Raw genomic sequence first — 24,233 nt, forward strand, 5'->3', positions numbered from 1 at the left:
CGGCTGCCTAGGGTGAGCGCCATGACACCCCTCACGCACGACCGTTACTGCGACGAGATCGCACACCAGGTGGGGCAGCTGCGGTCGGTCGTGACCTCCGGCGCCGATCTGTCCCGCACCGTGCCCACCACCCCCGACTGGACCCTGGAACAGCTCGTACGGCACGTCGGCGGAGCGCTGCGCTGGGTGGAGGTCATCGTCCGCACCGGGGCGGAGGACGACGTGCCCGAGGACCAGGTGCCGGGGTCCGACGGGCCCGGGGAGCGGGGCGATCCCGCGGCCCTGGACGCCTGGCTGGCGGAGTCGGGCGAGCTGGTCGTCGGCGCGCTGCGGAAGGCCGGGCCGGACGCGAAGGTGTGGAGCTGGGCCGGGATCGACAACGCCGGGTTCTGGGCCCGCCGTATGACGCACGAGGTGACCGTCCACCGCGCGGACGCCACCCTGGCCGCGGGGCTGCCGTACGAGGTCGCGCCCGAGATCGCCGCGGACGCGGTCGACGAGTGGCTGGAGATCGTGGAGTGGGCGCAGCGGACGCTCCCGGACGACGCGGTGCACGAGTTGCGCGGGCCCCGGCGCACCCTCCATCTGCACGCGACGGAGACCAGGCCGGAGGTCCACTCGGAGTGGGTGATCGAGCTGGGCGAGGAGGGCGTCTCCTGGCGGCGCGGCCACGAGAAGGCGACCGTCGCCCTGCGCGGCCCGCTCACCTCCGTACTGCTCGCCTTCTACCGCAGGCTGCCGCTGGACGCCCCCGGCCTCGAGGTGCACGGCGACCGGGAGTTGCTGGAACTCTGGCTGGAGCGGGCGACGTTCGGCTGAGCGGCCCGGCAACGGCAGTGGCCCGCCCCCGGGAAGGGGACGGGCCACCGGATGTCTCCGTGAGGCGTCAGCTCTGGCTGTTCGCCCCGCGGCGGCGCATGCCGAAGAAGACCGCGCCACCGCCGACCACGACCAGGGCGGCCGCGACACCGGCGATCAGACCGGTGTTGGAGTCGGCACCGGTCTCGGCGAGGTTCGACTCACCGGCCGGGGAGGGAGCGTTGTTCGAGGTCTCCGTCGCCGGAGCGGTGCTCTCGCTCTCCGACGCCGACGGGGCCGGCTGCTCGGGCTCCTCGGCCGGGGTGGTCGAGGACTGCGACGGGGTCGGCTCCGGCTCCTCGGACGGCGGCTGCTCCTCGTCCTTCTTGCAGCCCGTGTCGGGGGTCTTCAGGTTCCCCTTGATGTCCTCGTTGACGTAGGGCTTCGCCTCGACGTGGATGCGGTACTCGGCGTTCGGCTTCCAGTCCTCCTCGAAGGTGATGGTGGTGCCCTCACGGGTGCCCTTGACCACCTGCTGGCCGACCTGCTTGTCCTGCAGGAACACCGTGATGGTGGCGGGGACGCCGGCCGGGTCCTTGTCGGTGACGGTGATGATGCCCTTCTCACCGTCACACTTGGCCTCGGCCGTGAACTCACTGATGTTGCAGGCCGCGGCGTTACCGGCGACGCCGATCGCGAGCGCGGCGGACGCGGAGACGACACCGAGGGCGCGCACGGAGCGCGCGACGGTGCGGCGGGATACGGACAGAACTGCCACGTTTGTCCTTTACGGGAAAGCGCAAATGCGGGGGGTTGAGGAAGTGTTGATGAAGCATCAGCACTCCCATGTGACTCTCAGGTCTATAAGCGGCGCATAAGTAGTGTCAACGCATATGCCTACTGCGAGCCCGGGCTTTGCCTTCTTATTAACCAGCCAGACGTTTCAAGGCCTCCGGAGCCTCCTCGATCCGGTCAACCAGGGCGATCCGGGCCTCCATCGACCGCTCCCGCGCGAGCGACGTCAGCAACGGCCAGGCCGGCAGCCGTTCCGTCCAGTGCGCCCGGTTCACCAGCACCATGGGAGTGGGTTCACCGCGCGACCCGTAGTAGTTCGGCGTCGCGTTGTCGAAGATCTCCTGTACGGTCCCGGCGGCACCCGGCAGGAAGACCACGCCCGCGTTGCAGCGGGCCAGCAGCCCGTCCTCGCGGGTGGCGTTGGCGAAGTACTTCGCGATGTGCGACGCGAACGCGTTCGGCGGCTCGTGGCCGTAGAACCACGTCGGGATGCCGACCGAGTGGTTGCCCTTCGGCCAGCGGCCGCGCACCTCGAAGGCGGCACGCGCCCAGTCGGTGATCGACGGGGTGAACGAGGGGGCGGACGACAGGAGTTCGCAGGCCTCGTCCAGCATGGCGTCGTCGTACGGGGCCGCGTAGGCGCCGAGGTTCGCCGCCTCCATCGCACCGGGACCGCCGCCCGTCGCCACCGTGAAGCCGGCGTGGGTCAGCGCCCGTCCGAGCCGGGCGGCGCCCCGGAACTCCTCGGTGCCGCGGGCCATCGCGTGACCCCCCATCACGCCCACGACCCGTGCCCCGCGCAGGAGTTCGTCGAGGGCGTCGGACATGGAGTCGTCGTGGACCGCGCGCAGCATGGAACCGAAGATGTCGCCGTCCGCCCTGGTCCGCTGGAACCAGTCGTAGGCCAGCGCGTCGGGTGTCGCCTCGTAGCCCTCGTCGAGCGAGGCGAACAGGTCGCCGGGCGCGTAGAGACGGCCCCGGTACGGGTCGAAGGGCAGACCCGGGACGGGCGGGAGGACGAAGGCGCCGTCGGCGCGGAGCTTCTCCGTCGCGTCGGGACGCATCCGGCAGCCGAGGAAGACGGCTCCGGCGGTGTCGGTGGTGAGCAACTCCCGCGTCCGGTCGGTCAGATCGACGGACTGGACACGGAATCCGGAGAGCGTGCCGCGGGACGAGACGGTCGCGTCGAACTCCTCGAGCGTCTCTATCTCGCGGTCTCCGTGATGGACGGCATGGGCGGGACTCGTCTGCACCCGCCCATGCTAGGCCCGGGTTCCGCTCAGCCCTCCACCGCCGCCGGGTCCATCCAGACGACCTCCCAGGTGTGGCCGTCGAGGTCGTCGAAGGAGCGGCCGTACATGAAGCCGTGGTCCTGGGGCTCGCCGGCGATCGAGCCGCCCGCCGCGAGGGCCCGGTCCACCAGCTCGTCCACCTTCTCGCGGCTCTCGGCGCTCAGCGCGATCAGCACCTCGCTGCTCCTGGTGGCGTCCACGAGCTCCTTCTTGGTGAACTCCGCGTACTTCGGCCGGGTGAGCAGCATCGCGAAGATGGTGTCGCTGATCACGACCGACGCGGCGGTCTCGTCGCTGAACTGCGCGTTGATCGAGTAGCCGAGCTCCGTGAAGAACCTCTTCGAGGCCTCGAGGTCGTCGACGGCCAGGTTCACGAAGATCATCTGCTGGTACATGGCGGGCCTTTCCCGGTCGGTTCCGTGTCGTTCGAGGGGTAGACCGGGGGCCCGTACGGAACTCATCGGTCCGCGGAGATCTTTTTCCCGGCCCTGTTCAACGGGCCAGCGGCCACGCCGACAGTTCGGCCACGATCAGCGTGAGCGGCCCGAACAGGGCGAGCAGCGCGCCCGCGCGAAGAGCGGCGGCCCTGCGCAGCGTCCCCGGGGCCGCCCCGAGGCGCTGCAGCGCGGCCGTGGTGGAGGCGCGGGCCTGCCGGGCCTCGACGGCTGCCGTCAGCAGCGTCGCCACCGTGCAGCCGGTCACCAGCAGCACCCCGAGCGCGACCAGCGGCCCGGCGGCGGTGTCCTCGCGCTCGTGCAGCGCGGCGAGGGAGTACGCGGCCGACACCACCGCGCAGACCACGCCCAGCGGGCGCCCGATACGGGTGGCCTCGGTCATGAGGACCCGCCCCGCCAGCAGCCGCAGCGCACCCGGCCGTACCGTCTGCAGCAGCCTGCCGCACAGATGGGTGAGGCCGGGACCGGCCAGGGCGAGACCGACGGCGGTCAGGGCCAGCCCCAGCAGCGCGGACGGCCGGTCACCCGGTACGCCCGTCCGGCTCGCGAACGCCTCCACGGCCAGACCCACCGCCAGTACCGCGATGCCCCACGGCAGCCCCGACGGCGGCGCGAGCGGCACGGCGGGCGGGGCCTCGACGGGCGTCCCGGGAGCGTCCTCGGCCGGCTCCACCGTGGGGGTGGCGGGCCTGCTCCGCCCGGCCGCCCCGAGTTGCCTCCCGAACCGCCCGTACGCCCCGAACGACTCCCGTACCGGCGTACGCCGGCACGCGCCGAACCTGCCGTACGCCGGCACCGCGCGGGCCGCGCCCGTCACCGGCTCACGCGGCCGCAGCGCCACCGCGACCGCCGCCGACGCGCTCAGCGGCACCAGGGCCAGCAGGGTCAGGGCGGCCGGGAGCGGCAGCGGCCGGCCCGCGGCGAGGAAGTCCGTCGCGGCGCCGGACGACGTCCCCGCGAGGTCGCCGCGCAGCTGGAGGAAGACCAGCAGGGCGAGCAGGGAGCCCAGCGCGCAGGACAGCGCCGTGGTGGCCGCGGAGACCGCCATCAGCCGGGCCGGACCGAGCCCGATCGCCGACAGCCCGGGCCGGGGCCGGGTGCCCGGATCGGTACGGGCGACCGCGACCGCGAAGTACACGGTGGCCGCCAGCGGCACCGCGCACCAGGCGAGCCGGAGCGCCGAGGCGGCGGGGTCCGGGTTGCCCATGGCGTGGCCGAGGGCGCTCAGCAGCAGGAAGCCCGTGCCCGCGGACGCGGCGGCGACGAGGAGACGGCGCAGCTGGACGGCGGGGTGGGCGCCTCGGGTCAGACGGAGAGCGAGCACGCCGCCCGGCCTTCCGACTCGGCCGCCCCGGGGACCGGCGGCAGATGGACGGTGCGCACGCTGCGCCCGTCGAGCAGCGACACCGTGCGGTCGGCGAGGGCCGCCGTCTGCGCGTCGTGGGTGCCGAGGACGACGGTGATGCCGTGCGAGCGGGCCGCCGTGGTGAGCGTGCGCAGCACATGGGCGCGGTCGGCGCGGTGCAGCGGGGCGGTCGGCTCGTCGGCGAACAGCACCGCGGGCGCCGGGGCGAGGGCCCGGGCGATGCACACCCGCTGCCGCTCCGCCTGCGTCAGCCGGTCGGGGTGCCTGCGGGCGCTGTCGCCGACGTCGAGGCGTTCCAGCCACTCCAGGGCCGCCGTCCTGGACCGGCGCCGGCCGGTGCCGCGCAGCATCAGCGGCAGGGCGGCGTTCTCCCAGACGGTGAGTTCGGGCACCAGCACCGGCTCCGGGTCGATCCAGCCGAAGCGGTCCCGGCGCAGCCGTTCCCGGACGACGGGGCTCATGGTGTGCACGGGCACGCTGTTGAACCAGACCTCGCCGCTCCGCGCGGCCACCAGGCCGGACAGACAGCGCAGCAGGGTCGTCTTGCCGCTGCCGCGCGGGCCGCCGACGGCGAGGATCTCGCCCTCCCGGACACCGAGCGAGACCCCGCTCAGGCCGGGCGAGCCGTCGTCGTACCGGTAGTGCAGGGCTCGTGCCCAGAGCACGTCGTTGTCCGGTGGGGCCACCATGGCGTACACCTCGGTTCGGATCGGAAATGCCGTGCGCGGTTCGGGTCATCCCCCGTCCGGGGGAACGAAGGCAGGGCCGATCGGTCACTGGGCACGCTAGGCAGGCCATCGCGGGACGCGGGACAGCACGCGGCCCCGGACGCCCGTTTCTCACTCGAACGGGCGGCACCGGGGCCGGTGTTGATCATCCAAGTGGATGATCGGAGCGGTTACAGCCTGGTCCACGCCTCGGAGAGGGTCGCGCGCAGGATCTGCTCGATCTCGTCGAAGGTCTCCTGGTTCGAGATCAGCGGCGGGGCGAGCTGGACGACCGGGTCTCCGCGGTCGTCGGCCCGGCAGTACAGGCCGTTCTCGAAGAGCTTCTTCGACAGGAAGCCGTACAGGACGCGTTCGGTCTCCTCCGCGTCGAAGGACTCCTTGGTGTCCTTGTCCTTGACCAGCTCGATGCCGTAGAAGAAGCCGTTGCCGCGGACGTCGCCGACGATCGGCAGGTCGTGCAGCTTCTCCAGGGTGGCGCGGAAGGCGCCCTCGTTGTCGAGGACGTGCTGGTTGAGCCCCTCGCGTTCGAACAGGTCGAGGTTGGCGACGCCGACCGCCGCCGAGACGGGGTGGCCGCCGAAGGTGTAGCCGTGCAGGAAGGTGTTGTCGCCCTTGTAGAACGGCTCGGCGAGCCGGTCGGAGACGATGCAGGCGCCGATGGGGGAGTAGCCCGAGGTCATGCCCTTGGCGCAGGTGATCATGTCCGGCACATAGCCGAACTTGTCGCACGCGAAGGTCGTACCGAGCCGGCCGAACGCGCAGATCACCTCGTCCGAGACGAGCAGTACGTCGTACTGGTCGCAGATCTCGCGCACCCGCCGGAAGTAGCCGGGCGGGGGCGGGAAGCAGCCGCCGGCGTTCTGCACCGGCTCCAGGAAGACGGCGGCGACCGTGTCCGGGCCCTCGAAGAGGATCTGCTGCTCGATCTGGTCGGCGGCCCAGCGGCCGAACGCCTCCGGGTCGTCGCCGTGGATCGGCGCCCGGTAGATGTTGGTGTTGGGCACCTTGTGCGCGCCCGGCACCAGCGGCTCGAACGGGGCCTTGAGGGCCGGCAGGCCGGTGATGGACAGGGCGCCCTGCGGGGTGCCGTGGTAGGCCACCGCGCGGGATATGACCTTGTACTTGGTCGGCTTGCCGGTGAGCTTGAAGTACTGCTTGGCGAGCTTCCAGGCGGTCTCGACCGCCTCGCCGCCACCGGTGGTGAAGAAGACCTTGTTGAGGTCACCGGGCGCCTCGTGCGCGAGCCGCTCCGCGAGTTCCACGGCCTTGGGGTGGGCGTAGGACCAGACCGGGAAGAAGGCCAGCTCCTGGGCCTGCTTGAACGCGGTCTCCGCGAGTTCCGTACGGCCGTGGCCCGCCTGCACCACGAACAGCCCGGCGAGGCCGTCGAGGTAGCGCCTGCCCCTGTCGTCGTAGATGTGGGTGCCCTCGCCCCGGACGATGGTGGGGACGGGGGCGTTCTCGTACGAGGACATGCGGGTGAAGTGCATCCACAGGTGGTCGTACGCGGACCTGCCGAGGTCCTCGGTGCTGTCGCTGCTCACGGTTATCGGGTTCCCCACATGTAGGTCTGCTTCTTGAGCCTGAGGTAGACGAAACTCTCGGTGGAGCGCACTCCCGGCACGGCCCGGATGCGTCTGTTGATGACCTCCAGCAGGTGGTCGTCGTCCTCGCAGACGATCTCGACCATGAGGTCGAACGAGCCCGCGGTCATCACCACGTACTCGCACTCGTCCATGGCGGTCAGCGCGTCGGCCACGGACTCCACGTCGCCCTCGACATTGACCCCGACCATCGCCTGCCGGCGGAAGCCCACGGTGAGCGGGTCCGTGACGGCGACGATCTGCATCACGCCCTGGTCCAGCAGCTTCTGGACGCGCTGGCGCACGGCCGCCTCCGACAGGCCCACGGCCTTGCCGATGGCGGCGTACGGCCGGCGGCCCTCCTCCTGGAGCTGCTCGATGATGGCGAGGGAGACGGCGTCCAGCTGGGGACGGCCGCCGTTCTTGGACTCGCGGGAGTCCCTGGGGTCTGCGCTTCGACTGGCCACGGTGCCACTGTGCACGACGTATCGACAGTTTCGCAAGGCTCAATCAATGAATTTCGTTGTCTGGGGCACCTCTGTTTGCGGATTTCGCAGGAGCGGAGTGGGTGGGGGTGTTGAAAACGGCAGCCGTCGGTCTAGGGTGGGTGTCTCAGAGGCTGGACACTCGACATTCTCGACACCCCAGACACCTCGGACACCCACAAGGAACACCAGGAGGGACTGCAGTGAGCACCGAGCTGCGTCGTCTGCGCAACTACATCGGCGGGGAGTTCCGGGACGCCGCCGACGGCCGGACCACCGAGGTGGTCAACCCCGTGACGGGCGAGGCGTACGCGACCGCTCCGCTGTCCGGTCGGGCGGATGTGGACGCCGCGATGGCGGCCGCCGCCGAGGCGTTCCCCGGCTGGCGCGACACCACCCCGGCCGAGCGCCAGAGGGCCCTGCTGAAGATCGCGGACGCCTTCGAGGAGCGCGCCGAGGAACTCATCGCCGCCGAGGTGGAGAACACGGGCAAGCCCACCGGGCTCACCCGCACCGAGGAGATCCCGCCGATGGTGGACCAGATCCGCTTCTTCGCGGGCGCGGCGCGGATGCTGGAGGGCAAGGGCGCCGGCGAGTACATGGAGGGGCTGACCTCGTTCGTCCGCCGCGAGCCGATCGGTGTCTGCGCGCAGGTCGCGCCCTGGAACTACCCGATGATGATGGCCGTATGGAAGTTCGCCCCGGCGATCGCCGCGGGCAACACCGTCGTCCTGAAGCCCTCGGACACCACCCCGGCCTCCACGGTCCTGCTCGCCGAGATCCTCGGCTCCATCCTGCCCAAGGGCGTCTTCAACGTCGTCTGCGGCGACCGTGACACCGGCCGGCTGATGGTCGAGCACCCGACCCCGGCGATGGCGTCCATCACCGGCTCGGTGCGCGCGGGCATGTCCGTCGCCGAGTCCGCGTCCAAGGACCTCAAGCGGGTCCATCTGGAGCTGGGCGGCAAGGCCCCGGTCGTCGTCTTCGAGGACACCGACATCGCCAAGGCCGTCGAGGACATCTCCGTCGCCGGCTTCTTCAACGCCGGCCAGGACTGTACGGCCGCCACGCGCGTCCTCGTGCACGAGTCGATCCACGACGAGTTCGTCACCGCGCTCGCCAAGGCTGCCGCCGACACCAAGACCGGCATGCCGGACGACGAGGACGTGCTCTACGGACCGCTCAACAACCCGGCCCAGCTCAAGCAGGTCGAGGGCTTCATCGAGCGGCTGCCGGCCCACGCGCGCGTGGTGGCCGGCGGCAAGCGCGTCGGCGACAAGGGGTTCTTCTACGCCCCGACCGTCGTCTCGGGACTCGGCCAGGACGACGAGATCATCCAGAAGGAGGTCTTCGGCCCGGTCATCACCGTCCAGTCCTTCACCGACGAGGACCAGGCCGTCGAGTACGCCAACGGGGTCGCGTACGCGCTGGCCTCCTCGGTGTGGACGAAGGACCACTCGCGCGCGATGCGGATGTCGAAGAGGCTGGACTTCGGGTGTGTGTGGATCAACACGCACATCCCGCTGGTCGCGGAGATGCCGCACGGGGGCTTCAAGCAGTCCGGCTACGGCAAGGACCTGTCGGCGTACGGGTTCGAGGACTACACGCGTGTCAAGCATGTGATGACCTCCCTGGATGCGTGATTTCTCAGTGGGCCCAGCCCGTTGTGGGTCCCTGCGGGCCGGTTGCGGCCGAGCGCGCAGTTCCCCGCGCCCCTCAGGGGGGCGCGGGGAACGTTTCTCTTCAGGTGCGCCTTGTTTTTGAACATGTTCAACTCTGGCGTACGCTGCTTCCATGAGCGACAGAGCTGCCCTGCTCAAGGGCATTCGTGGCTGGCTGGTCTTCTTCGTCGTCTGTCTGGTGCTCAGTGGGGTGACGGCGTTTCCACTGGTGCACGAGTTGCGCTGGACCGAGGAGTTGCTGCGGTCGCTGTCGGTGGCCGAGTATCTGCCCGGCCTGACGGAGTGGATCGAGCGCGTGCGGCAGGGGCTCGACACCGCCGACGCCGACCATCCCTTCCTCCTCTACGGCACCGACTGGCTGGCCTTCGCGCATCTCGTGATCGCCGTCGCCTTCTACGGCCCCTACCGCGACCCCGTCCGCAACATCTGGGTCATCGAGTTCGGCATGATCGCCTGCGCCGGCATCGTCCCGCTCGCCCTCGTCTGCGGTCCGATCCGGGGCATCCCCTTCTGGTGGAGCGTCATCGACATGGCCTTCGGGGTGTTCGGCGTGATCCCGCTGTACGCCGTACGCCGGAAGATCAAGCGTCTCGAGGCGCTCACTCCGAACCCCGTACCCGCCCTCGCCACGTGAGCGCGGCCTCCCTGATCCGGTCGGCGACCGGGTTCGAGGACTGGTCCTTCGCGTCGGTGTCGGAGAGCGAGAACACGAGGGTGAAGCCCAGATCCTCGGTCGCGGCGATCAGTGTGCTGTAGCCGGGGCGGGCTCCGCTCTTGCCCCAGTAGACCGTGCCCCGGAGCTCCAGCCGGGTCAGGCCCGCGCTGTGGGCGGCGCCCTCGATGCCCGCCGGGACCGTGAACATCTCCCGCAACTGCGGTTCGGGCACGATCTCTCCGCTGAAGAGGGCGGTGATCAGCCGTTCCAGGTCCGCGGTGGTCGAGATCATGTCCCCGGCCGCCCAGCGGTCGGCCACGTTCCACTCGGTGACGTCGACCAGCCGCGTCGTCCCGTCCGGCCGCTCCACCCGCTGATAGCCGTGGTGGTGCGGTCCCCGGACACGGGGGTCGGTGCCGGGGAAGTACGTGTCCCGCATTCCGGCGGGGCGCAGCACGAGCCGGTCCGCCTCGGAGGCGTACGGCCGTCCGGTCACCTTCTCGATCAGCAGACCGAGGATCGTGTAGTTGATGTTGAGGTACTGCTGCTGATCACCGGCGTCGAACGCCGGTCCCCGGGCGACGGCCGACTCCACGACCCGCCGCGGGCTGAGCGTGTCGTAGCGGTGCGCGTACTGCTCCTCGAAGGTGTTCCCCCAACTGACGCCGGGCTGGATGCCGCTGGTGTGGTTCAGCAGGTTCCGTACGGTGACGGGCTGCTCGAACTCGGGGCCCAGCAGGCCGGGAAGGTAGCGCTCGATCGACGCGTCGAGGTCGACGTCGCCCCGCGCCGCCAGGCGGAGGACGGCGGCGGCCGTCACCACCTTGGTCGTCGAACCGGCCCTGAACCGCGCGTCCGGGTCGGCGGCCTTTCCGCTTCGCAGATCCCGCACTCCCGAACTTCCCTGCCAGGAAGCCCCGTTGTCGGTCATCCGGACCAGGGCGGCCGTGGTGCTCGCGTCGGGGAGCCCTCCGATCGCCGCGCAGAGCGCCTGATGGGACGGCGCGGTGGTGCACACGGGCGCGCGTGGTGCGGGGGCGGCGAACGCGGGCGCGGCCAACGGGCCCGCCCCCAGGGCGAGAACGACGGAGGCGGCGAGAAGGGTGGTGCGGCGGCGGGCGTGCATCGGCTGCTCCTCGGGGGAGTTCGACGGAGGGACGTGATCATCCTCCGGCCGTGCGGGACGCCTCCGGATCGTCGTCGAGGAGGGGTGCCGCCCTGGCGTACCCCTGACCAACTGCCCTGTGATGGCACGGCAGTTGATCAGGGATCGCCCCTACGGTGCCCGCCGTGCGTCCCGCAGCGCGCACAGCACGTCGATCCGGTTGGTGGTGATCGAGTCGACGCCCAGGGACAGCAGCCGGCGCATGGAGCGACGGGTGTCCGGGGTCCAGACGGACAGCAGACGGCCGTCGCCGTGCACGCGGTCGGCGAGGGCGCGGTCCACCAGGCTGAAGCGGTAGTTCAGCCAGCGCGGCCGGATCGCCTCCAGCAGCCCGGCGCGGGCCGGCGCCACCGTCGTACGGGTGAGCGCGATCTCGGCGGACGGGTCCGCCGCGCGCACGGCGAGCATGGCGGCGGCGCCCGCGCAGTAGTAGACCCGGTCCCGCGCGTCCCGCTCGCGTACGACGTCCACGATGCGGCGCACCGCGCGGACGTCCGGCGTGCCGGGCAGGTCGATCATCATCCGGCCGCCGTCCGTCGCCGCCAGCGCGTCGGAGAGCGTGGGCACCCCGCCGTCCGTGAGCGCGCGCACCTCCTCCCACGTCAGGGACGACAGCGGACGGTCGTGCCCCCAGAGCCGCTTCAGCGTGCCGTCGTGCAGCAGCACCGGGACACCGTCCCGGGTGAGGCGTACGTCCGTCTCGACCGCGTCCGCGCCCAGGCGGAGCGCGGAACGCAGCGAGGCGAGGGTGTTCTCGCGGACGCGGTAGGGGTCGCCGCGGTGTGCCACGGCGGTCACGTCGTGCATGGCGGCCCTTCGCGGGTGATCAGGAGGTGGGCCAGGCCGCGGTGTAGGCGTCGATCTCTGCGGCCAGCCGCGCCTTGCCTGCCGGGTCCATGAACGACGCCTCGACCGCGTTCTTCGCCAGGGTCGCCAGACCCCGCTCGTCGAGCTCCAGCAGCCGCGCGGCGACCGCGTACTCGTTGTTGAGGTCGGTGCCGAACATCGGCGGGTCGTCGGAGTTGACCGTGACGAGGACGCCGGCCCGCGTGAACTCCTTTATCGGGTGCTCGTCGAGGCTCGCCACCGCGCGGGTGGCGATGTTGGAGGTGGGGCACACCTCCAGCGGGATGCGCTGTTCGGCCAGGTGCTGGAGCAGCTTGGGATCGCGGGCGGAGCTGGTGCCGTGCCCGATGCGCTCCGCGCCCAGCTCGGTGAGCGCGTCCCACACCGTCTCCGGGCCCGTGGTCTCACCGGCATGCGGCACGGAGTGCAGACCGGCGGCGATCGCACGGTCGAAGTACGGCTTGAACTGCGGCCGGGGCACACCGATCTCCGGCCCGCCCAGACCGAACGAGACCAGCCCCTCGGGGCGCAGCCGGTCGTCGGTGGCGAGCCGTACGGTCTCCTCGGCGGACTCGAGACCCGCCTCGCCCGGGATGTCGAAGCACCAGCGCAGCACGGTCCCGAACTCGGTCTCGGCCGCCTTGCGGGCGTCCTCGATCGCGTCCATGAAGGCCCGCGCGTCGATGCCGCGCCGGGTGGAGGAGAACGGGGTGATGGTCAGCTCGGCGTACCGCACCTGCTGCCGGGCCAGTTCACGGGCCACCTCGTAGGTCAGCAGCCGTACGTCCTCGGGGGTGCGGATCAGGTCGACGACGGACAGGTACACCTCGATGAAGTGGGCGAAGTCCGTGAAGGTGAAGTAGTCGGCGAGGGCCTCGGGATCGGAGGGAACCTTGGAGTCGGGGTGGCGTGCGGCCAGCTCCGAGACGATGCGGGGGGAGGCGGACCCGACGTGGTGCACATGCAGTTCGGCCTTCGGCAGCCCGGCGATGAAGGCGTGCAGGCCGTGCGGGACGCGCGGGTCGATGAGACGTTCGGTCAAGGTTCCTCCCCGGAACGGCGTCCCTTCGACCGCGCGGACGCGGCGGGACGCTGGTGATCGGCTGATCGGTGACTCGGGTCATCGTAGGCGGTGGGAGCGGGGGCGCGGGGCGGGGCGGGCCGACGGCGCCGTAGCATGGCCGGACGATCGAGGGCCAGGGGGGAACTCCAGATGACCGACGCGACGCAGCCGGGCGGAGACACGAACGCGGACGATCCCTGGGCGGCCCCCGACCACCGGACCTCACTGGACAAGGACCGTACGGCGGGTGGCGGACGGCCGGCGCAGGCACCGGCCACGCCGACCGTCGCCGACGGACTCACCGCGCCGCGGCCGCCGTCCGTGCACGACCAGCCCACCGTCATAGGAATGCCGGGCGCCGGTTTCGTCCCGCCGGCCGGGGCGACACCGCCCGGAGCCCCCGGCACCGCCCTGCCGCCGCCGCCCGTCGGGCCCAACGGCCCCGGCGCGCCCGGCGGTTACGGCTACCCCGGCTATCCGCAGGGCTACGGCTGGCCCGGCATGCCGATGCAGCGGGAGAACGGCATGGGCATCGCCGCCATGGTGCTCGGCATCCTCGCCTGCTGCCTGTTCTGCCTGTACGGCATCGTCTCCGTCGTCCTCGGCGTCCTCGCCATCGTCTTCGGCGTCAAGGGCCGTCAGAAGGCCGAGCGAGGCCTGGCCGACAACCACGGACAGGCCCAGGCCGGCCTGATCATGGGCATCATCGGCCTCGTCCTCGGCATCGCCGTGATCATCCTGTTGGCGATCGGCATCACGGCGGCCATCAACGAGGGGGAGGACCGGGGGGACGACGAGGACTACTACGGCGCCCATCGCCCGGTCGTCACCGCTCCCGTCCTCCGCTGACCCCCCGGGCGGGGTGTGTCAGAGCGCGAGGCCCGTCAGGACCATCACGCGCTCGTACGTGTAGTCGTCCATCGCGAACCTCACGCCCTCGCGGCCCACACCGGACTGCTTGGCACCGCCGTACGGCATCTGGTCGGCACGGTAGGACGGCACGTCGCCGATGACCACGCCACCGACCTCCAGGGCACGGTGGGCCCGGAACGCGGTCTGCAGGTCGTGGGTGAACACCCCCGCCTGAAGGCCGTACTTGGAGTCGTTGACCGCCGCGAAGGCCGCCTCCTCGCCGTCCACCTTCCGCACGGTCAGCACCGGTCCGAAGACCTCCTCGCAGGCGATCGTCGCATCGGCCGGTACGTCCGTGAGCACGGTCGGCGCGTACGAGGCGCCGTCGCGCCCGCCGCCGGTCAGCAGCTTCGCGCCGGCCGTCACGGCCTCCTCGACCCAGGACTCCACCCGCTGCGCGGCGGCCTCGCCGACCAGCGGCCCGACGTCCGTCGATTCGTCGTTCGGGTCGCCGGTGACCTGCGCCTCGACGGCGGCGACGATGCGCGGCAGCAGACGGTCGTACACGGACGCGTCCGCGATCACCCGCTGCACGGAGATGCAGGACTGGCCGCCCTGGTAGTTGGAGAAGGTCGCGATGCGCTGTGCGGCCCAGTCCAGGTCCTGGTCGCTCGCGTAGTCGGCGAGGACGACGGCCGCGCCGTTGCCGCCGAGCTCCAGCGTGCAGTGCTTGCGCGGCACCGAGTCCATGATCGCGTAGCCGACGGTCTCGGAGCCGGTGAAGGAGATGACGGGGAGGCGCTCGTCCCGGACGAGCTCCGGCATACGGTCGTTGGGGACCGGGAGGATGCTCCAGGAGCCTGCGGGCAGCTCGGTCTCGGCGAGCAGTTCGCCGAGGATCAGACCGGAGAGAGGGGTGGCCGGGGCCGGCTTGAGGATGATGGGCGCGCCGGCGGCGATCGCGGGGGCGATCTTGTGGGCGCAGAGGTTGAGGGGGAAGTTGAAGGGCGCGATACCCAGGACCACACCCTTGGGGAAGCGGCGGGTGAACGCGAGCCGGCCCTGACCGCCGGCGTCGGTGTCCAGCCGCTGGGCGTCGCCGCCGTTGAAGCGGCGGGCCTCCTCGGCGGCGAAGCGGAACACGGAGACGGCGCGGCCGACCTCGCCGCGGGCCCACTTGATCGGCTTGCCGTTCTCGGCCGAGATCAGGCGGGCGATCTCCTCCGTGCGCTCGGTGAGGCGGCGGCTCACGTGGTCGAGGGCGGCGGCACGGGTGTGGGCCGGGGTGGCGGCGAAGTCCTCGCGGACGGCGTGGGCGGTGGCTACGGCCTCTTCGATCTGGGCGGGGGTGGGGATGGCCACCGTGCCCACGGTGCGGGCGTCCCAGGGGGAGGTGACGTCGAGGGTGGTGTCGCCGGTGGCCTGGCGGCCGGCGAGCCAGAAGGGGGTGGTGGGGGTCATGTGCGGGGACCGGCCTTTCCGCGGGCGGGGTGTGCGTTGTCGGGTCCACGGTAGGGCGGGGGGTGGAGGCTGGAGTTTGGCCGAGTCGTAGTGGTGGGGGTGGGTGGGTTCTACGGATTGGCGGGGTGGGGTTCGGGTCTTCGATGCCGCCCCCGCCGCCCCCTTCCCGTTCCCGACCCTGAGGGCTGCGCCCCCGGACCCTTTCCTTCCGGCCCGTCGGGCCTCGTCCCCGGACGCCGGACGGGCCGAGTGGGAGTTTCTACTCCGTTGTCGTGGCCTTCAAGGAGAGCCACAGCTCCATGCGGGTGTCCGGGTCGTCCAAAGAGCGGCCGAGGATCTCCTCGACGCGGCGCATGCGGTAGCGGAGGGTGTGGCGGTGGACGCCCAGGTCGGCTGCCGCCGCGTCCCACTGGCCGTGGCGGGAGAGCCAGGCGCGGAGGGAGGCGACGAGGTCGCCGCGGCCCGTCGCGTCGTGTTCGTGCAGGGCCCGCAGCAGCCCGTCGGCGAAGGCCCTGACCGCGTCGTCGGCGAGCAGCGGCAGGACCGAGCCCGCTGCCATGTGCTCGTGCTCCACCAGCACCCTGCCGCGGCGCCTCGCCACCGACAGGGCCTGTCCGGCCTGCTTGTAGGCGGCGGTCGCGGCGATGGGCCCGGCCGGTGCGGACAGTCCGACGACCAGTTCGTCGTCGTCCGTCTTGCGGGAGGTCTCCCGCAGCGCGGCGTGGTCGCAGCAGGCGGCCACGGCGGCGCCGCCGTCGCACGCCAGGATGACCAGCCGGTCCCCCTCCGGCACCACCAGGACCACCTCCCCGGAACGGGCGGCGGCGGACTCCGCCACCTCGGCGAGGACCCCGAGGGCGTCACCGTTCCCCTCGCCCCCCGCCGCCACGATGATCCGGAACGGCGCGTCCAGCAGTCCGCCGTACAGGTCCCCGGCCACCGCGCGGGCGTGGTCCGGCTCCCCGGCGAGCAGCATGCGCAGGACCGCGGCGCCGATGCGCTGCTCGGCGGCGTGCAGCGAGCGGGAGCGTTCCGTGGTCAGGGTGAGCAGGGCGATCGCCGAGTGGACCGCGTACCGCTCGGCGGTGCCCAGGGCGGCCGCCGTGCCGACGGCGAGCGCCGCGCGGGGGCGCCGGCCGGTGCCGAGGGAGTGCAGCTCGACCCGGTCCTCGTTCTCCGGTCCCGCCACCACCGAGGAGGCGGGCGCCGGCCGCTCCCGCAGCCGGGTCACGTCCGGGGTGAGCCGCGCGGCCCGCCGCACCGCCCACTCCGGTGCCGTGGCCACGAGGGCGCCCGAGGCGTCGTACAGCGCCGCCCACCCGTCGACCTGCGCGGCGAGTGCGGCCAGCACCCCCTCCGGGCCCTCCGTCAGCGCCTGCCTGGTCAGTTCCCGCTGGGCCGCGAAGCCCGCCGTCACCGCCCGGTACTGGTCGGCCGCGATCGCGGCGGACACGGCCTTGCTGATCGCGAGGAACGGGGTGCGGCGCGGCACCTCGAGCAGTGGCAGGCCCTCCGCGCGGGCCGCGTCGGCGAGGGCGTCGGGGATGTCGTCGTAGTGGACGCCGACGGCGAAACCGAGCCCTACGACCCCCGCCGCCGACAGCCGCCTCACATAGCGGCGCATCGCCTCCCGGTCCTCCGCGTCCAGTTTCAGCGCGGTGATCAGCAGCAGCTCCCCGCCCTCCATGTATGGCACGGGGTCGGTGAGCTCACTGGCGTGCGCCCAGCGGACCGGCACGTCGAGGCGGTCCTCGCCCGCGCGCACGGTCAGCTTGAGCGCGGAGTGGTGGACGAGCGAGGCGAGCGTCGGGGGCATGGGTGCCTTGAGCCTTCGGGTCTGCGTCGGGTGTGTGAGAACTCGGTGATCTTTTGGCCGCCACGTATGAACGGCCTGTGTCGATTCTGCCTCACTGTACGGTCCCGGGCCGTCCGATCGGACAGCTCACCCCCGCAGATCCACCAGCAGCGGCGGCGCGTGATCACCCTCGACGGTCGTCAGTGACAGCACGGCGTGCCCGGGCGGCACGGAGTGGGCCAGTTCGGAGGCGGACCAGCGCTCGCGCTCGACCTGTTTCACGGTGACCGCGTCCGTGGTCACCGCCTTGCCCGTCAGCCGCTTGCGCACCGCGTGGAGGAAGCGGGTCATCGGCTGGTCCGCGAAGACCGTGTGCTTGGCGACCTCGGTGGTCTCCACCCACTCGGTGCCCCAGGTCTGCGCGAACCGGTTGCCGTCCCAGGTGGTGACGCCGGAGAACGCCATACGGCAGCCCACCGCGCCGTAGAGCGGACCGTGCAGCGCCTCGGGGACGTCACCGATCGCACGCAGGGCGAGGACCACGCCCGCGTTCTGCGACCGCAGCCGCTGGACGCGGCGCACCGACTCCGCCGTGATCGTGCCCGTCGCGTCGTCCAGGACCAGGCAGACGAAGTGGCTGCGCCGGCTCTCGCGCACGACGGCGTGGAACTGTGCGAGGACCAGGCGGGTGATCAGCCGTCCGGCCTCCTCGTGGCCGCGCTCCGGGAGGTCGATCCGTACCCGCAGCGGGTGGTGGGCGACCGCGCGCAGGGAGAACGGCCGTCCGGGACCGCCCCCGCCGAAGAAGTCCGCGAACACCGGCCGGTTCAGCAGCGCCAGCCGGTCGGCGAGGACCCGGCCCGGGTCGCCCGGCGTACCGGTCTGCCGCATCCGCGCGTCGAGTTCGCGGAGCATGACGTGGTTCGCGCCCGCTTCGAGCCGCTCCCGCAGCGGAGTCAGGGTTCCCTCCTCGCCCTCCAGCAGCTCTCGCAGCTCCGGCAGGGTGGGGAAGCGCCCGTGTACCGCCCGGAACGGGCCGAGCAGCTGGGCCAGCGCGGTGACGGCGCCCCGCGTGCCGGCCGTGTCCAGGTCTCCCGTCAGTGCCTCCGCGAGGATCGCGGCCGCCTCGTCCGGATCGTCGGATTCGGCGTACGGGTCGAGGTCGTGCACCGAGGACGCGTCACCGATCCGCACGATCACGTCGAAGCTGTCGTCCGCGCCCAGCCGGCTCCCGGCGGCGGAGACGGCGACGACGGCACAGCGGCCGGTGAGCGCCTGCAGCGCGAGCGCCTCGGTGACCGGTTCGACGAGGCTGCGGGTCTTGCCGGACCCGGAGGGGCCGACGGCGAGCAGCGAGGTGCCGAGGACGTCCGGGCCGAGGGCCGCGCCCGCGTCGTGGTACGGCTGGGGAGCACGCTCGGCCGCCACCCAGCGGCCGATGCGCACCTGACCGGCGAGCAGGTCGTGGCGGGCGGACCGGTGCGGCAGGTCCCGGGCGCCGGAAGGATGCGTCCAGGCCGCGCCGCCCTCGCGCAGGACGGTGTCACTGAAGGCCGCCAGGGTGGCGCCCTGCCGGGCGGCGGCGAAGGCGTGCTCGACACGGGCGCAGTCGACGTCGTTCGCACGGCCCCCGGCGACCTCGGTGGTGAGCAGCTCCGCGGCCTCGTACTGTCCGGCGTCGCGCAGAGCGGGCCACTGGGAGCGGGGGCGGTCGGGTGCGGTCCTGGCAGCGGTGTCCGCCGGGGGAGGGGCGAACAGCTCCCTCGCGTACGGCAGCCAGCCCCCGAGGCGGGCGAACGGCCACAGCACGAGCAGGGTCACGACCGTGTACAGCGAGTACGTGAAGAAGGGGGAGGCCATCAGCTCGTAGCTGTCCGTGACCAGCGCCGTCAGGGAGAGCAGCGGAACCACGACCGGCAGCTCGAACCAGCCGAGGCCGGGAAACGCGTCGGGGAAGACGAAACCGAGGGTGAGGAGGGCGAGGCAGCCGGAGATCAGGAGCTGGGTCGGGCGGGGCAGACGGTTGAGGTAGTGGCGGACGATGGCACGCCAGCTGCCGAGCACGGCGACTCCGAGGACGAGCGCGCCGAAGAGGATGCCGTCGGCGACCAGCCTGGCGTGCTCGCCGGGAAGTGTCACGGTCCGGCCCTCGACCGGCCGGGGCACCAGCGAGAGCTCGTACCACCAGTCGTCCGGAGTGAACACCCGCATGAAGGTGGTCTTGTACGGGAAGTAGCCGCTGCTCCAGAGGGACCACACCATGAGCGCCAGGACGACCGGGATCAACATGCCGGCGACGGTCACCGGGGTGATGCGTTCGCGGACCTCCTTGGGGCGGTAGCCGAACCGCCAGATCCCCGGCCGGGCCTCCGGCCTCTCCTCGTCGAGCCAGGCGGTGACGGGGGACTGCCGCGGGGGCGGGGGCGGGGGCGTGCGGGGCGCCTGCGGCGGGCGTGGGGGTGTCGCCGGGATGTCCGGGGGGCCGGCCGGGCGCGGTACGGGGTTCGCGTGCGTGCCCCGCGCGTCCTGGGTACCGTCGTCGTTCATCGCCCTGCCCCCTGAGCTGCCGCTCCGCCGTCAGCGGCCAATCTAACGCCCCGACAGGGCGAGTTCACTGCTTACGTGGCCGGGGGCCGGGCGGGGGTGGGTTTCACCCGGCCGCGTTCGCGGGTGCCGCCGCGCCCACCCGTGCCGCCCCAGCGGCACGACTGCCCGCGGCTGGGGGTGCGTCCGCGGGGCACGGCCGCCCGCGGCTGGGGGTGCGTCCGCGCGGCCTGACTGCCCGTGGTGGGGATCGCGCTTTCCTCTGGCTGCCGCCCCTGCGGCACGACTGCCCGCGGCCGGGGGGTGTGTCCGCGCGGCACGACTGCCCGCGGCCGGGGGTGTGTCCGCGCGGCACGACCGCCTGCGGCCGGGGTATGTCCATCGCGGACAACGCGGAACCCCGGACAGCGCCCACATGGAGCATGCCCAGCCCCCGTCCGCGGCCCTAGCCTGCGAGAAAAGAACGAGAAGCGTCCGGAAAACACCCCCCAGGAGCCCCGCATGACCGCACTTCCGCAGGAGCGCCGCGTCCTCACCGCCATCCCCGGCCCGAAGTCGCAGGAACTGCAGACCCGCCGTACCGCCGCGGTCGCCCAGGGCGTGGGCTCCGTGCTGCCCGTGTTCACCGCCCGCGCGGGCGGCGGCATCATCGAGGACGTCGACGGCAACCGCCTGATCGACTTCGGTTCCGGTATCGCCGTGACCTCGGTCGGCGCCTCCGCCGAGGCCGTCGTACGCCGTGCCTCCGCGCAGCTCGCCGACTTCACCCACACCTGTTTCATGGTCACGCCGTACGAGGGCTACGTCGCCGTCGCCGAGGCGCTCGCCGAGCTGACCCCGGGCGACCACGCCAAGAAGTCCGCGCTGTTCAACAGCGGTGCCGAGGCCGTCGAGAACGCCGTCAAGATCGCGCGGGCGTACACCAAGCGGCAGGCGGTCGTCGTCTTCGACCACGGCTACCACGGCCGTACGAACCTCACCATGGCGCTGACCGCGAAGAACATGCCGTACAAGCACGGCTTCGGACCGTTCGCGCCCGAGGTGTACCGCGTCCCGGTCGCCTACGGCTACCGCTGGCCCACCGGCCCGGAGAACGCGGGCCCGGAGGCCGCCGCGCAGGCGATCGACCAGATCTCCAAGCAGGTCGGCGCCGAGAACGTGGCCGCGATCATCATCGAGCCGGTGCTCGGCGAGGGCGGCTTCATCGAGCCGGCCAAGGGTTTCCTGCCCGCGATCAGCGAGTTCGCCGCGGACAACGGGATCGTCTTCGTCGCCGACGAGATCCAGTCCGGGTTCTGCCGTACCGGCCAGTGGTTCGCCTGCGAGGACGAGGGCATCGTCCCCGACCTGATCACCACCGCGAAGGGCATCGCCGGCGGCCTGCCGCTCGCCGCCGTCACCGGCCGCGCCGAGATCATGGACGCCGCGCACTCCGGCGGCCTGGGCGGCACCTACGGCGGCAACCCGGTGGCCTGCGCGGGCGCGCTCGGCGCCATCGAGACGATGAAGGAGCTCGACCTCAACGCGAGGGCGAAGGCGATCGAGGCCGTCATGAAGGCCCGCCTGACCGCCATGGCCGAGAAGTTCGAGATCATCGGCGACGTCCGCGGCCGGGGCGCGATGATCGCCATCGAGCTCGTCAAGGACCGTGACACCAAGGAGCCGAACCCCGAGGCGACGGCCGCGCTCGCCAAGGCCTGCCACCAGGAGGGCCTGCTGGTCCTGACCTGCGGCACCTACGGCAACGTGCTGCGCTTCCTGCCCCCGCTGGTCATCGGCGAGGACCTGCTCGGCGAGGGCCTCGACATCATCGAGCAGGCGTTCACACGCATCTGAGTCCGTATCGATCCAGGTGAGCCGCGCCGGACGGCCGCGGGGAGCGGTCAGCGGCAGAGCGTGTGAAGAAGGTGTGCGAGGTGGATGACAGGAGCCCGTTCGGCCTGTCGCGGGGCCACCCCCTGCCGTAGGTTTCTCCGCGGATGAGAGATACACCCCGTCCACAGGGGACTGTGGACGGGTTCAGGCCGGGGCCTCCCCAGCTTCGACCTGGTCGTGCCTCGCGCACACAAAACCGGGGCCCCGACGGGCTTCGGGTCTCCTCACGATCGGACGGTCGCCCGCCCCAAACCCCCCGGGGCGCGCGGCGTTCCGGTCAGGACGGCCACCCGGGCACCTGACACGGCAAGCCGTTCCCCGAAGGGCCGGCGCTCACCCCCCCTTGCGCCGGCCCTTCGGCGTACGCGAACCCACCTGAGATGCTGTGCGGCATGCTGCTGCTCGGACCGTGCGCCGTCCTCTTCGCGCTGATCACCTGGCAGGTCGTCGCCGACGGCCCGCTGACGGTCCTCGACGAGCGGCTCAGCCGGGAGCTGGTCCACCCGGACCGGGCCTCCGAACTCCTCTCCGACCTGGGCAACGTCCAGATCGCCGTACCGGTCCTGCTGATCGCGCTGGCGTACGCCGCCCGGCACGGCCGGGCCACGGGTGCGGACCGCTGGTGGCTGCCGCCCGCCGGCGGGCTGCTGGCGATGGTGCTGGTGCCCGTACTGGTCGTGCCCCTCAAGGCGTGGACCGACCGGCCCGGCACCCCCGCCGTGCCCCCGGCGGTCGGCTACTACCCCTCCGGGCACACGGCGACCGCCGTGGTGGCGTACGGCGCGGCGACGCTGCTGCTGCTTCCGCTGCTGCGGTCACCGGCCGTCCGCCGTCTGCTCGTCGTCCTCTGTGCCGTCCTGGTGGCCGGCGTCTCGTACGGGCTGGTGCGCCGGGGCTACCACTGGCCGCTGGACGTGGCGGCCAGTTGGTGCCTCGGCGCGATGCTGCTGATCGGGCTCCGGCTCACGCTCAGCCGAAGTAGCCGTCGAACGTCCGCTGGAACTCCCAGCCCCCGAACCGGTCCCAGTTGATCGACCACGTCATCAGCCCGCGCAGCCCCGGCCACGTCCCGTGGGTCGTGTACGAGCCGCAGTTCGCGCGCTTCGTGAGGCAGTCGAGGGCCTTGGTGACCTCGGCCGGGGACACGTGCCCGTTGCCCGCGTTGACGGTGGCCGGCATGCCGATGGCGACCTGGTCGGCGCGCAGCGGCGGGAAGACGTTGTCGGCGTCGCCCGCGACCGGGAAGCCGGTGAGCAGCATGTCCGTCATGGCGATGTGGAAGTCGGCGCCGCCCATGGAGTGGTACTGGTTGTCCAGGCCCATGATCGGTCCGGAGTTGTAGTCCTGGACGTGCAGCAGCGTCAGGTCGTCACGCAGGGCGTGGATCACCGGGAGGTACGCGCCCGCGCGCGGATCCTGGCCGCCCCACTTGCCGGTGCCGTAGTACTGGTAACCGAGCTGGACGAAGAACGTCTCCGGGGCCATGGTCAGCACGAAGTCGTCGCCGTACCTGGCCTTCAGCGTCTTCAGCGCCGAGATCAGGTTGACGATCACCGGCGTCCTCGGGTTCCTGAAGTCGGTGTCGTCGGCGTTCAGGGAGAGCGAGTGGCCCTCGAAGTCGATGTCCAGGCCGTCGAGCCCGTACTCGTCGATGATCTTCGAGACGGAGGAGACGAACAGGTCGCGGGCGGCGGTCGTGGTCAGCTGCACCTGGCCGTTCTGGCCGCCGATGGAGATCAGCACCTTCTTCCCGGCCGCCTGCTTGGCCTTGATCGCCGCCTTGAACTCGGCGTCGCTCTCCACCCCCGGGCACTCCGCGGCCGGGCAGCGGTCGAAGCGGATGTCGCCCGAGGTGACCGAGGTCGGCTCACCGAAGGCCAGGTCGATGACGTCCCAGCTGTCGGGGACGTCGGCCAGGCGCGTGTAGCCGGAACCGTTGGCGAAACTGGCGTGCAGGTAGCCGACCAGGGCATGCGCCGGGAGACCGGAGTCGCCGCCGCCGGAGTCGGGGGTGGCCGTCGTCGCGGTGACGGTGGCCGAACGGGCCGACTCACCCGCGTCGTTCACCGCCGCGACCTGGAAGGCGTACGCCGTCGAGGGCGACAGCCCCGACACGGTGGCCGAAGTCCCGTTCACCGTCCGGATCTTGGCTCCGTCGCGGTAGACCGCGTAGCCGGAGGCGCCGGACACCGGTGACCAGGACAGGGCCACGCTGGTGGAGGTGACGGTGCCGGCCCGCAGTCCGGTGGGCGGGGCGGGCGGCTGGCCGGTCTCGCCGCCGGGGCCGACCAGGGTGATGTCGTCGGCGTGATAGGCGCCGGTGCCGTACCAGCCGTGGGTGTGGACGGTGACGCGGGTGGTGGAGGGGCCGGTGCGGAAAGTGGTCGTGAGCCGCTGCCAGTCGGGGGCCGACTGGGTCCAGGTGGACACGTCGGTGGTGCCGGTGCCGTCCGCCCCCAGGTACACATAGCTGCCGCGGACGTAACCCGAGAGCGTGTACTGGGAGTTCGGCTGCACGGTGACGGTCTGCGCGCAGCGGGCGTTGTCGGAGCCGGCCGGCGTGGCCTTCAGCGCCGAACTGCCACTGTGCACAGGCGAGTTCACGGTCGCACCGGCGGTACAGCTCCAGCCGTCGAGGCCGGACTCGAAGCCCCCGTTCCTGGCGAGGTCCGCGTCGGCCGCGCGGGCGGCCGACGACAGCGCGGTCATTCCGGTGGCGGCGAGGGCGGTGGCGGTGAGCAGCGCCACGAGGGGCCGGCGCGCGAGAGGTCTGGAGCGTTCCACAAGGGCCTC

General features: G+C 72.0%; 20 protein-coding genes. 6 read left to right on the top strand and 14 right to left on the bottom strand.

Translation table 11 applies throughout. The annotated features are described in order from the left end of the window. The first annotated feature begins 21 nt into the window (after positions 1 to 21). The gene (locus tag IF28_RS0110220) at positions 22 to 819 is read left to right on the top strand and encodes a maleylpyruvate isomerase family mycothiol-dependent enzyme (protein WP_030216658.1); all 798 of its coding nucleotides are present in this window, start codon (positions 22 to 24) and stop codon (positions 817 to 819) included. Between the two features lie 67 nt (positions 820 to 886). Here IF28_RS0110220 and IF28_RS0110225 read toward each other — a convergent pair whose 3' ends face one another. The 7 genes from IF28_RS0110225 to IF28_RS0110255 form a co-directional block, all read right to left on the bottom strand. Further along, positions 887 to 1,576 carry an LAETG motif-containing sortase-dependent surface protein gene (locus IF28_RS0110225; RefSeq protein WP_030216661.1) on the bottom strand — a complete coding sequence of 230 codons (690 nt, stop codon included), beginning with the start codon at positions 1,574 to 1,576 and terminating at the stop codon, positions 887 to 889. Positions 1,577 to 1,724: 148 nt separating this feature from the next. Next, the gene (locus IF28_RS0110230; RefSeq protein WP_030216665.1) at positions 1,725 to 2,846 is read right to left on the bottom strand and encodes an LOG family protein; all 1,122 of its coding nucleotides are present in this window, start codon (positions 2,844 to 2,846) and stop codon (positions 1,725 to 1,727) included. A 26-nt stretch (positions 2,847 to 2,872) separates the two neighbouring features. Beyond that, complete coding sequence (locus tag IF28_RS0110235; protein WP_030216668.1) at positions 2,873 to 3,280, bottom strand: VOC family protein; 408 nt, start codon at positions 3,278 to 3,280, stop codon at positions 2,873 to 2,875. A gap of 97 nt (positions 3,281 to 3,377) precedes the next feature. Then, a complete protein-coding gene (locus tag IF28_RS0110240; protein WP_030216672.1) occupies positions 3,378 to 4,664 on the bottom strand; it encodes a hypothetical protein in 1,287 nt (428 codons plus the stop codon). Beyond that, positions 4,646 to 5,395: an ABC transporter ATP-binding protein gene (locus IF28_RS0110245; RefSeq protein ID WP_030216674.1), complete on the bottom strand. Its 750-nt coding sequence runs from the start codon at positions 5,393 to 5,395 to the stop codon at positions 4,646 to 4,648. Before IF28_RS0110245 ends, IF28_RS0110240 begins: the two co-directional genes overlap by 19 nt. A gap of 209 nt (positions 5,396 to 5,604) precedes the next feature. After that, positions 5,605 to 6,978: an aspartate aminotransferase family protein gene (locus tag IF28_RS0110250; protein ID WP_030216676.1), complete on the bottom strand. Its 1,374-nt coding sequence runs from the start codon at positions 6,976 to 6,978 to the stop codon at positions 5,605 to 5,607. Between the two features lie 2 nt (positions 6,979 to 6,980). Further along, positions 6,981 to 7,499, bottom strand: coding sequence for an Lrp/AsnC family transcriptional regulator (locus IF28_RS0110255; protein WP_030216678.1), 519 nt, complete (start codon positions 7,497 to 7,499; stop codon positions 6,981 to 6,983). 206 nt (positions 7,500 to 7,705) lie between these two features. Here IF28_RS0110255 and IF28_RS0110260 point away from each other — a divergent pair, with 206 nt between their 5' ends. Together IF28_RS0110260 and IF28_RS0110265 are read left to right on the top strand one after the other, a co-directional pair. After that, positions 7,706 to 9,145, top strand: coding sequence for a gamma-aminobutyraldehyde dehydrogenase (locus tag IF28_RS0110260; RefSeq protein WP_030216680.1), 1,440 nt, complete (start codon positions 7,706 to 7,708; stop codon positions 9,143 to 9,145). Between the two features lie 151 nt (positions 9,146 to 9,296). Continuing rightward, positions 9,297 to 9,818, top strand: coding sequence for a hypothetical protein (locus tag IF28_RS0110265; RefSeq protein WP_030216682.1), 522 nt, complete (start codon positions 9,297 to 9,299; stop codon positions 9,816 to 9,818). Here IF28_RS0110265 and IF28_RS0110270 read toward each other — a convergent pair. The 3 genes from IF28_RS0110270 to IF28_RS0110280 form a co-directional block, all read right to left on the bottom strand. Continuing rightward, the gene (locus IF28_RS0110270) at positions 9,784 to 10,965 is read right to left on the bottom strand and encodes a serine hydrolase domain-containing protein (protein ID WP_030216685.1); all 1,182 of its coding nucleotides are present in this window, start codon (positions 10,963 to 10,965) and stop codon (positions 9,784 to 9,786) included. The genes IF28_RS0110265 and IF28_RS0110270 overlap by 35 nt on opposite strands. Positions 10,966 to 11,115: 150 nt before the next feature. Further along, positions 11,116 to 11,811 carry a glycerophosphodiester phosphodiesterase gene (locus tag IF28_RS0110275; RefSeq protein WP_030216688.1) on the bottom strand — a complete coding sequence of 232 codons (696 nt, stop codon included), beginning with the start codon at positions 11,809 to 11,811 and terminating at the stop codon, positions 11,116 to 11,118. Between the two features lie 19 nt (positions 11,812 to 11,830). Further along, a complete protein-coding gene (locus IF28_RS0110280) occupies positions 11,831 to 12,892 on the bottom strand; it encodes an adenosine deaminase (protein WP_030216691.1) in 1,062 nt (353 codons plus the stop codon). A 171-nt stretch (positions 12,893 to 13,063) separates the two neighbouring features. On the opposite strand from IF28_RS0110280, the gene IF28_RS0110285 reads away from it, so the two are divergent. Continuing rightward, the gene (locus IF28_RS0110285; RefSeq protein ID WP_030216694.1) at positions 13,064 to 13,762 is read left to right on the top strand and encodes a DUF4190 domain-containing protein; all 699 of its coding nucleotides are present in this window, start codon (positions 13,064 to 13,066) and stop codon (positions 13,760 to 13,762) included. A gap of 18 nt (positions 13,763 to 13,780) precedes the next feature. Here the strand turns inward: IF28_RS0110285 and IF28_RS0110290 are convergent, their stop codons facing one another. The 3 genes from IF28_RS0110290 to IF28_RS0110300 all read right to left on the bottom strand — a co-directional run bounded on the left by IF28_RS0110290 (position 13,781) and on the right by IF28_RS0110300 (position 19,568). Next, positions 13,781 to 15,226: an aldehyde dehydrogenase family protein gene (locus tag IF28_RS0110290; protein WP_030216696.1), complete on the bottom strand. Its 1,446-nt coding sequence runs from the start codon at positions 15,224 to 15,226 to the stop codon at positions 13,781 to 13,783. Between the two features lie 259 nt (positions 15,227 to 15,485). Next, positions 15,486 to 17,042: a PucR family transcriptional regulator gene (locus tag IF28_RS0110295; RefSeq protein ID WP_030216698.1), complete on the bottom strand. Its 1,557-nt coding sequence runs from the start codon at positions 17,040 to 17,042 to the stop codon at positions 15,486 to 15,488. Between the two features lie 126 nt (positions 17,043 to 17,168). Further along, entirely contained in the window at positions 17,169 to 19,568 is a 2,400-nt protein-coding gene (locus IF28_RS0110300; protein ID WP_030216700.1) for a hypothetical protein, read from the bottom strand. Positions 19,569 to 20,066: 498 nt separating this feature from the next. Between IF28_RS0110300 and gabT the strand changes: the two genes are divergently transcribed. Both gabT and IF28_RS0110310 read left to right on the top strand, forming a co-directional pair. Then, positions 20,067 to 21,401 (top strand): 4-aminobutyrate--2-oxoglutarate transaminase, encoded by a 1,335-nt coding sequence (gene gabT / locus IF28_RS0110305; protein ID WP_030216711.1) that lies wholly within the window; start codon positions 20,067 to 20,069, stop codon positions 21,399 to 21,401. 431 nt (positions 21,402 to 21,832) lie between these two features. Continuing rightward, a complete protein-coding gene (locus IF28_RS0110310) occupies positions 21,833 to 22,471 on the top strand; it encodes a phosphatase PAP2 family protein (protein ID WP_030216714.1) in 639 nt (212 codons plus the stop codon). Here IF28_RS0110310 and IF28_RS0110315 read toward each other — a convergent pair. Continuing rightward, positions 22,410 to 24,224 (bottom strand): chitinase, encoded by a 1,815-nt coding sequence (locus IF28_RS0110315; RefSeq protein ID WP_030216717.1) that lies wholly within the window; start codon positions 24,222 to 24,224, stop codon positions 22,410 to 22,412. The two genes, IF28_RS0110310 and IF28_RS0110315, sit on opposite strands and share 62 nt — an antisense overlap. Positions 24,225 to 24,233: the final 9 nt, after the last annotated feature.

The sequence above is a fragment of the Streptomyces sp. NRRL WC-3626 genome (assembly GCF_000718785.1).
Classification (GTDB): domain Bacteria; phylum Actinomycetota; class Actinomycetes; order Streptomycetales; family Streptomycetaceae; genus Streptomyces; species Streptomyces edwardsiae.

Excerpts from the sequence above, each read along its gene's own strand:
- IF28_RS0110220 (WP_030216658.1), top strand. The coding sequence starts at position 22 with ATGACACCCCTCACGCACGACCGTTACTGCGACGAGATCGCACACCAG.
- IF28_RS0110235 (WP_030216668.1), bottom strand. The coding sequence starts at position 3,280 with ATGTACCAGCAGATGATCTTCGTGAACCTGGCCGTCGACGACCTCGAG.
- IF28_RS0110245 (WP_030216674.1), bottom strand. The coding sequence starts at position 5,395 with ATGGTGGCCCCACCGGACAACGACGTGCTCTGGGCACGAGCCCTGCAC.
- IF28_RS0110265 (WP_030216682.1), top strand. The coding sequence starts at position 9,297 with ATGAGCGACAGAGCTGCCCTGCTCAAGGGCATTCGTGGCTGGCTGGTC.
- IF28_RS0110270 (WP_030216685.1), bottom strand. The coding sequence starts at position 10,965 with ATGCACGCCCGCCGCCGCACCACCCTTCTCGCCGCCTCCGTCGTTCTC.
- IF28_RS0110275 (WP_030216688.1), bottom strand. The coding sequence starts at position 11,811 with ATGCACGACGTGACCGCCGTGGCACACCGCGGCGACCCCTACCGCGTC.
- IF28_RS0110285 (WP_030216694.1), top strand. The coding sequence starts at position 13,064 with ATGACCGACGCGACGCAGCCGGGCGGAGACACGAACGCGGACGATCCC.
- IF28_RS0110290 (WP_030216696.1), bottom strand. The coding sequence starts at position 15,226 with ATGACCCCCACCACCCCCTTCTGGCTCGCCGGCCGCCAGGCCACCGGC.
- IF28_RS0110295 (WP_030216698.1), bottom strand. The coding sequence starts at position 17,042 with ATGCCCCCGACGCTCGCCTCGCTCGTCCACCACTCCGCGCTCAAGCTG.
- IF28_RS0110300 (WP_030216700.1), bottom strand. The coding sequence starts at position 19,568 with ATGAACGACGACGGTACCCAGGACGCGCGGGGCACGCACGCGAACCCC.
- gabT (WP_030216711.1), top strand. The coding sequence starts at position 20,067 with ATGACCGCACTTCCGCAGGAGCGCCGCGTCCTCACCGCCATCCCCGGC.
- IF28_RS0110310 (WP_030216714.1), top strand. The coding sequence starts at position 21,833 with ATGCTGCTGCTCGGACCGTGCGCCGTCCTCTTCGCGCTGATCACCTGG.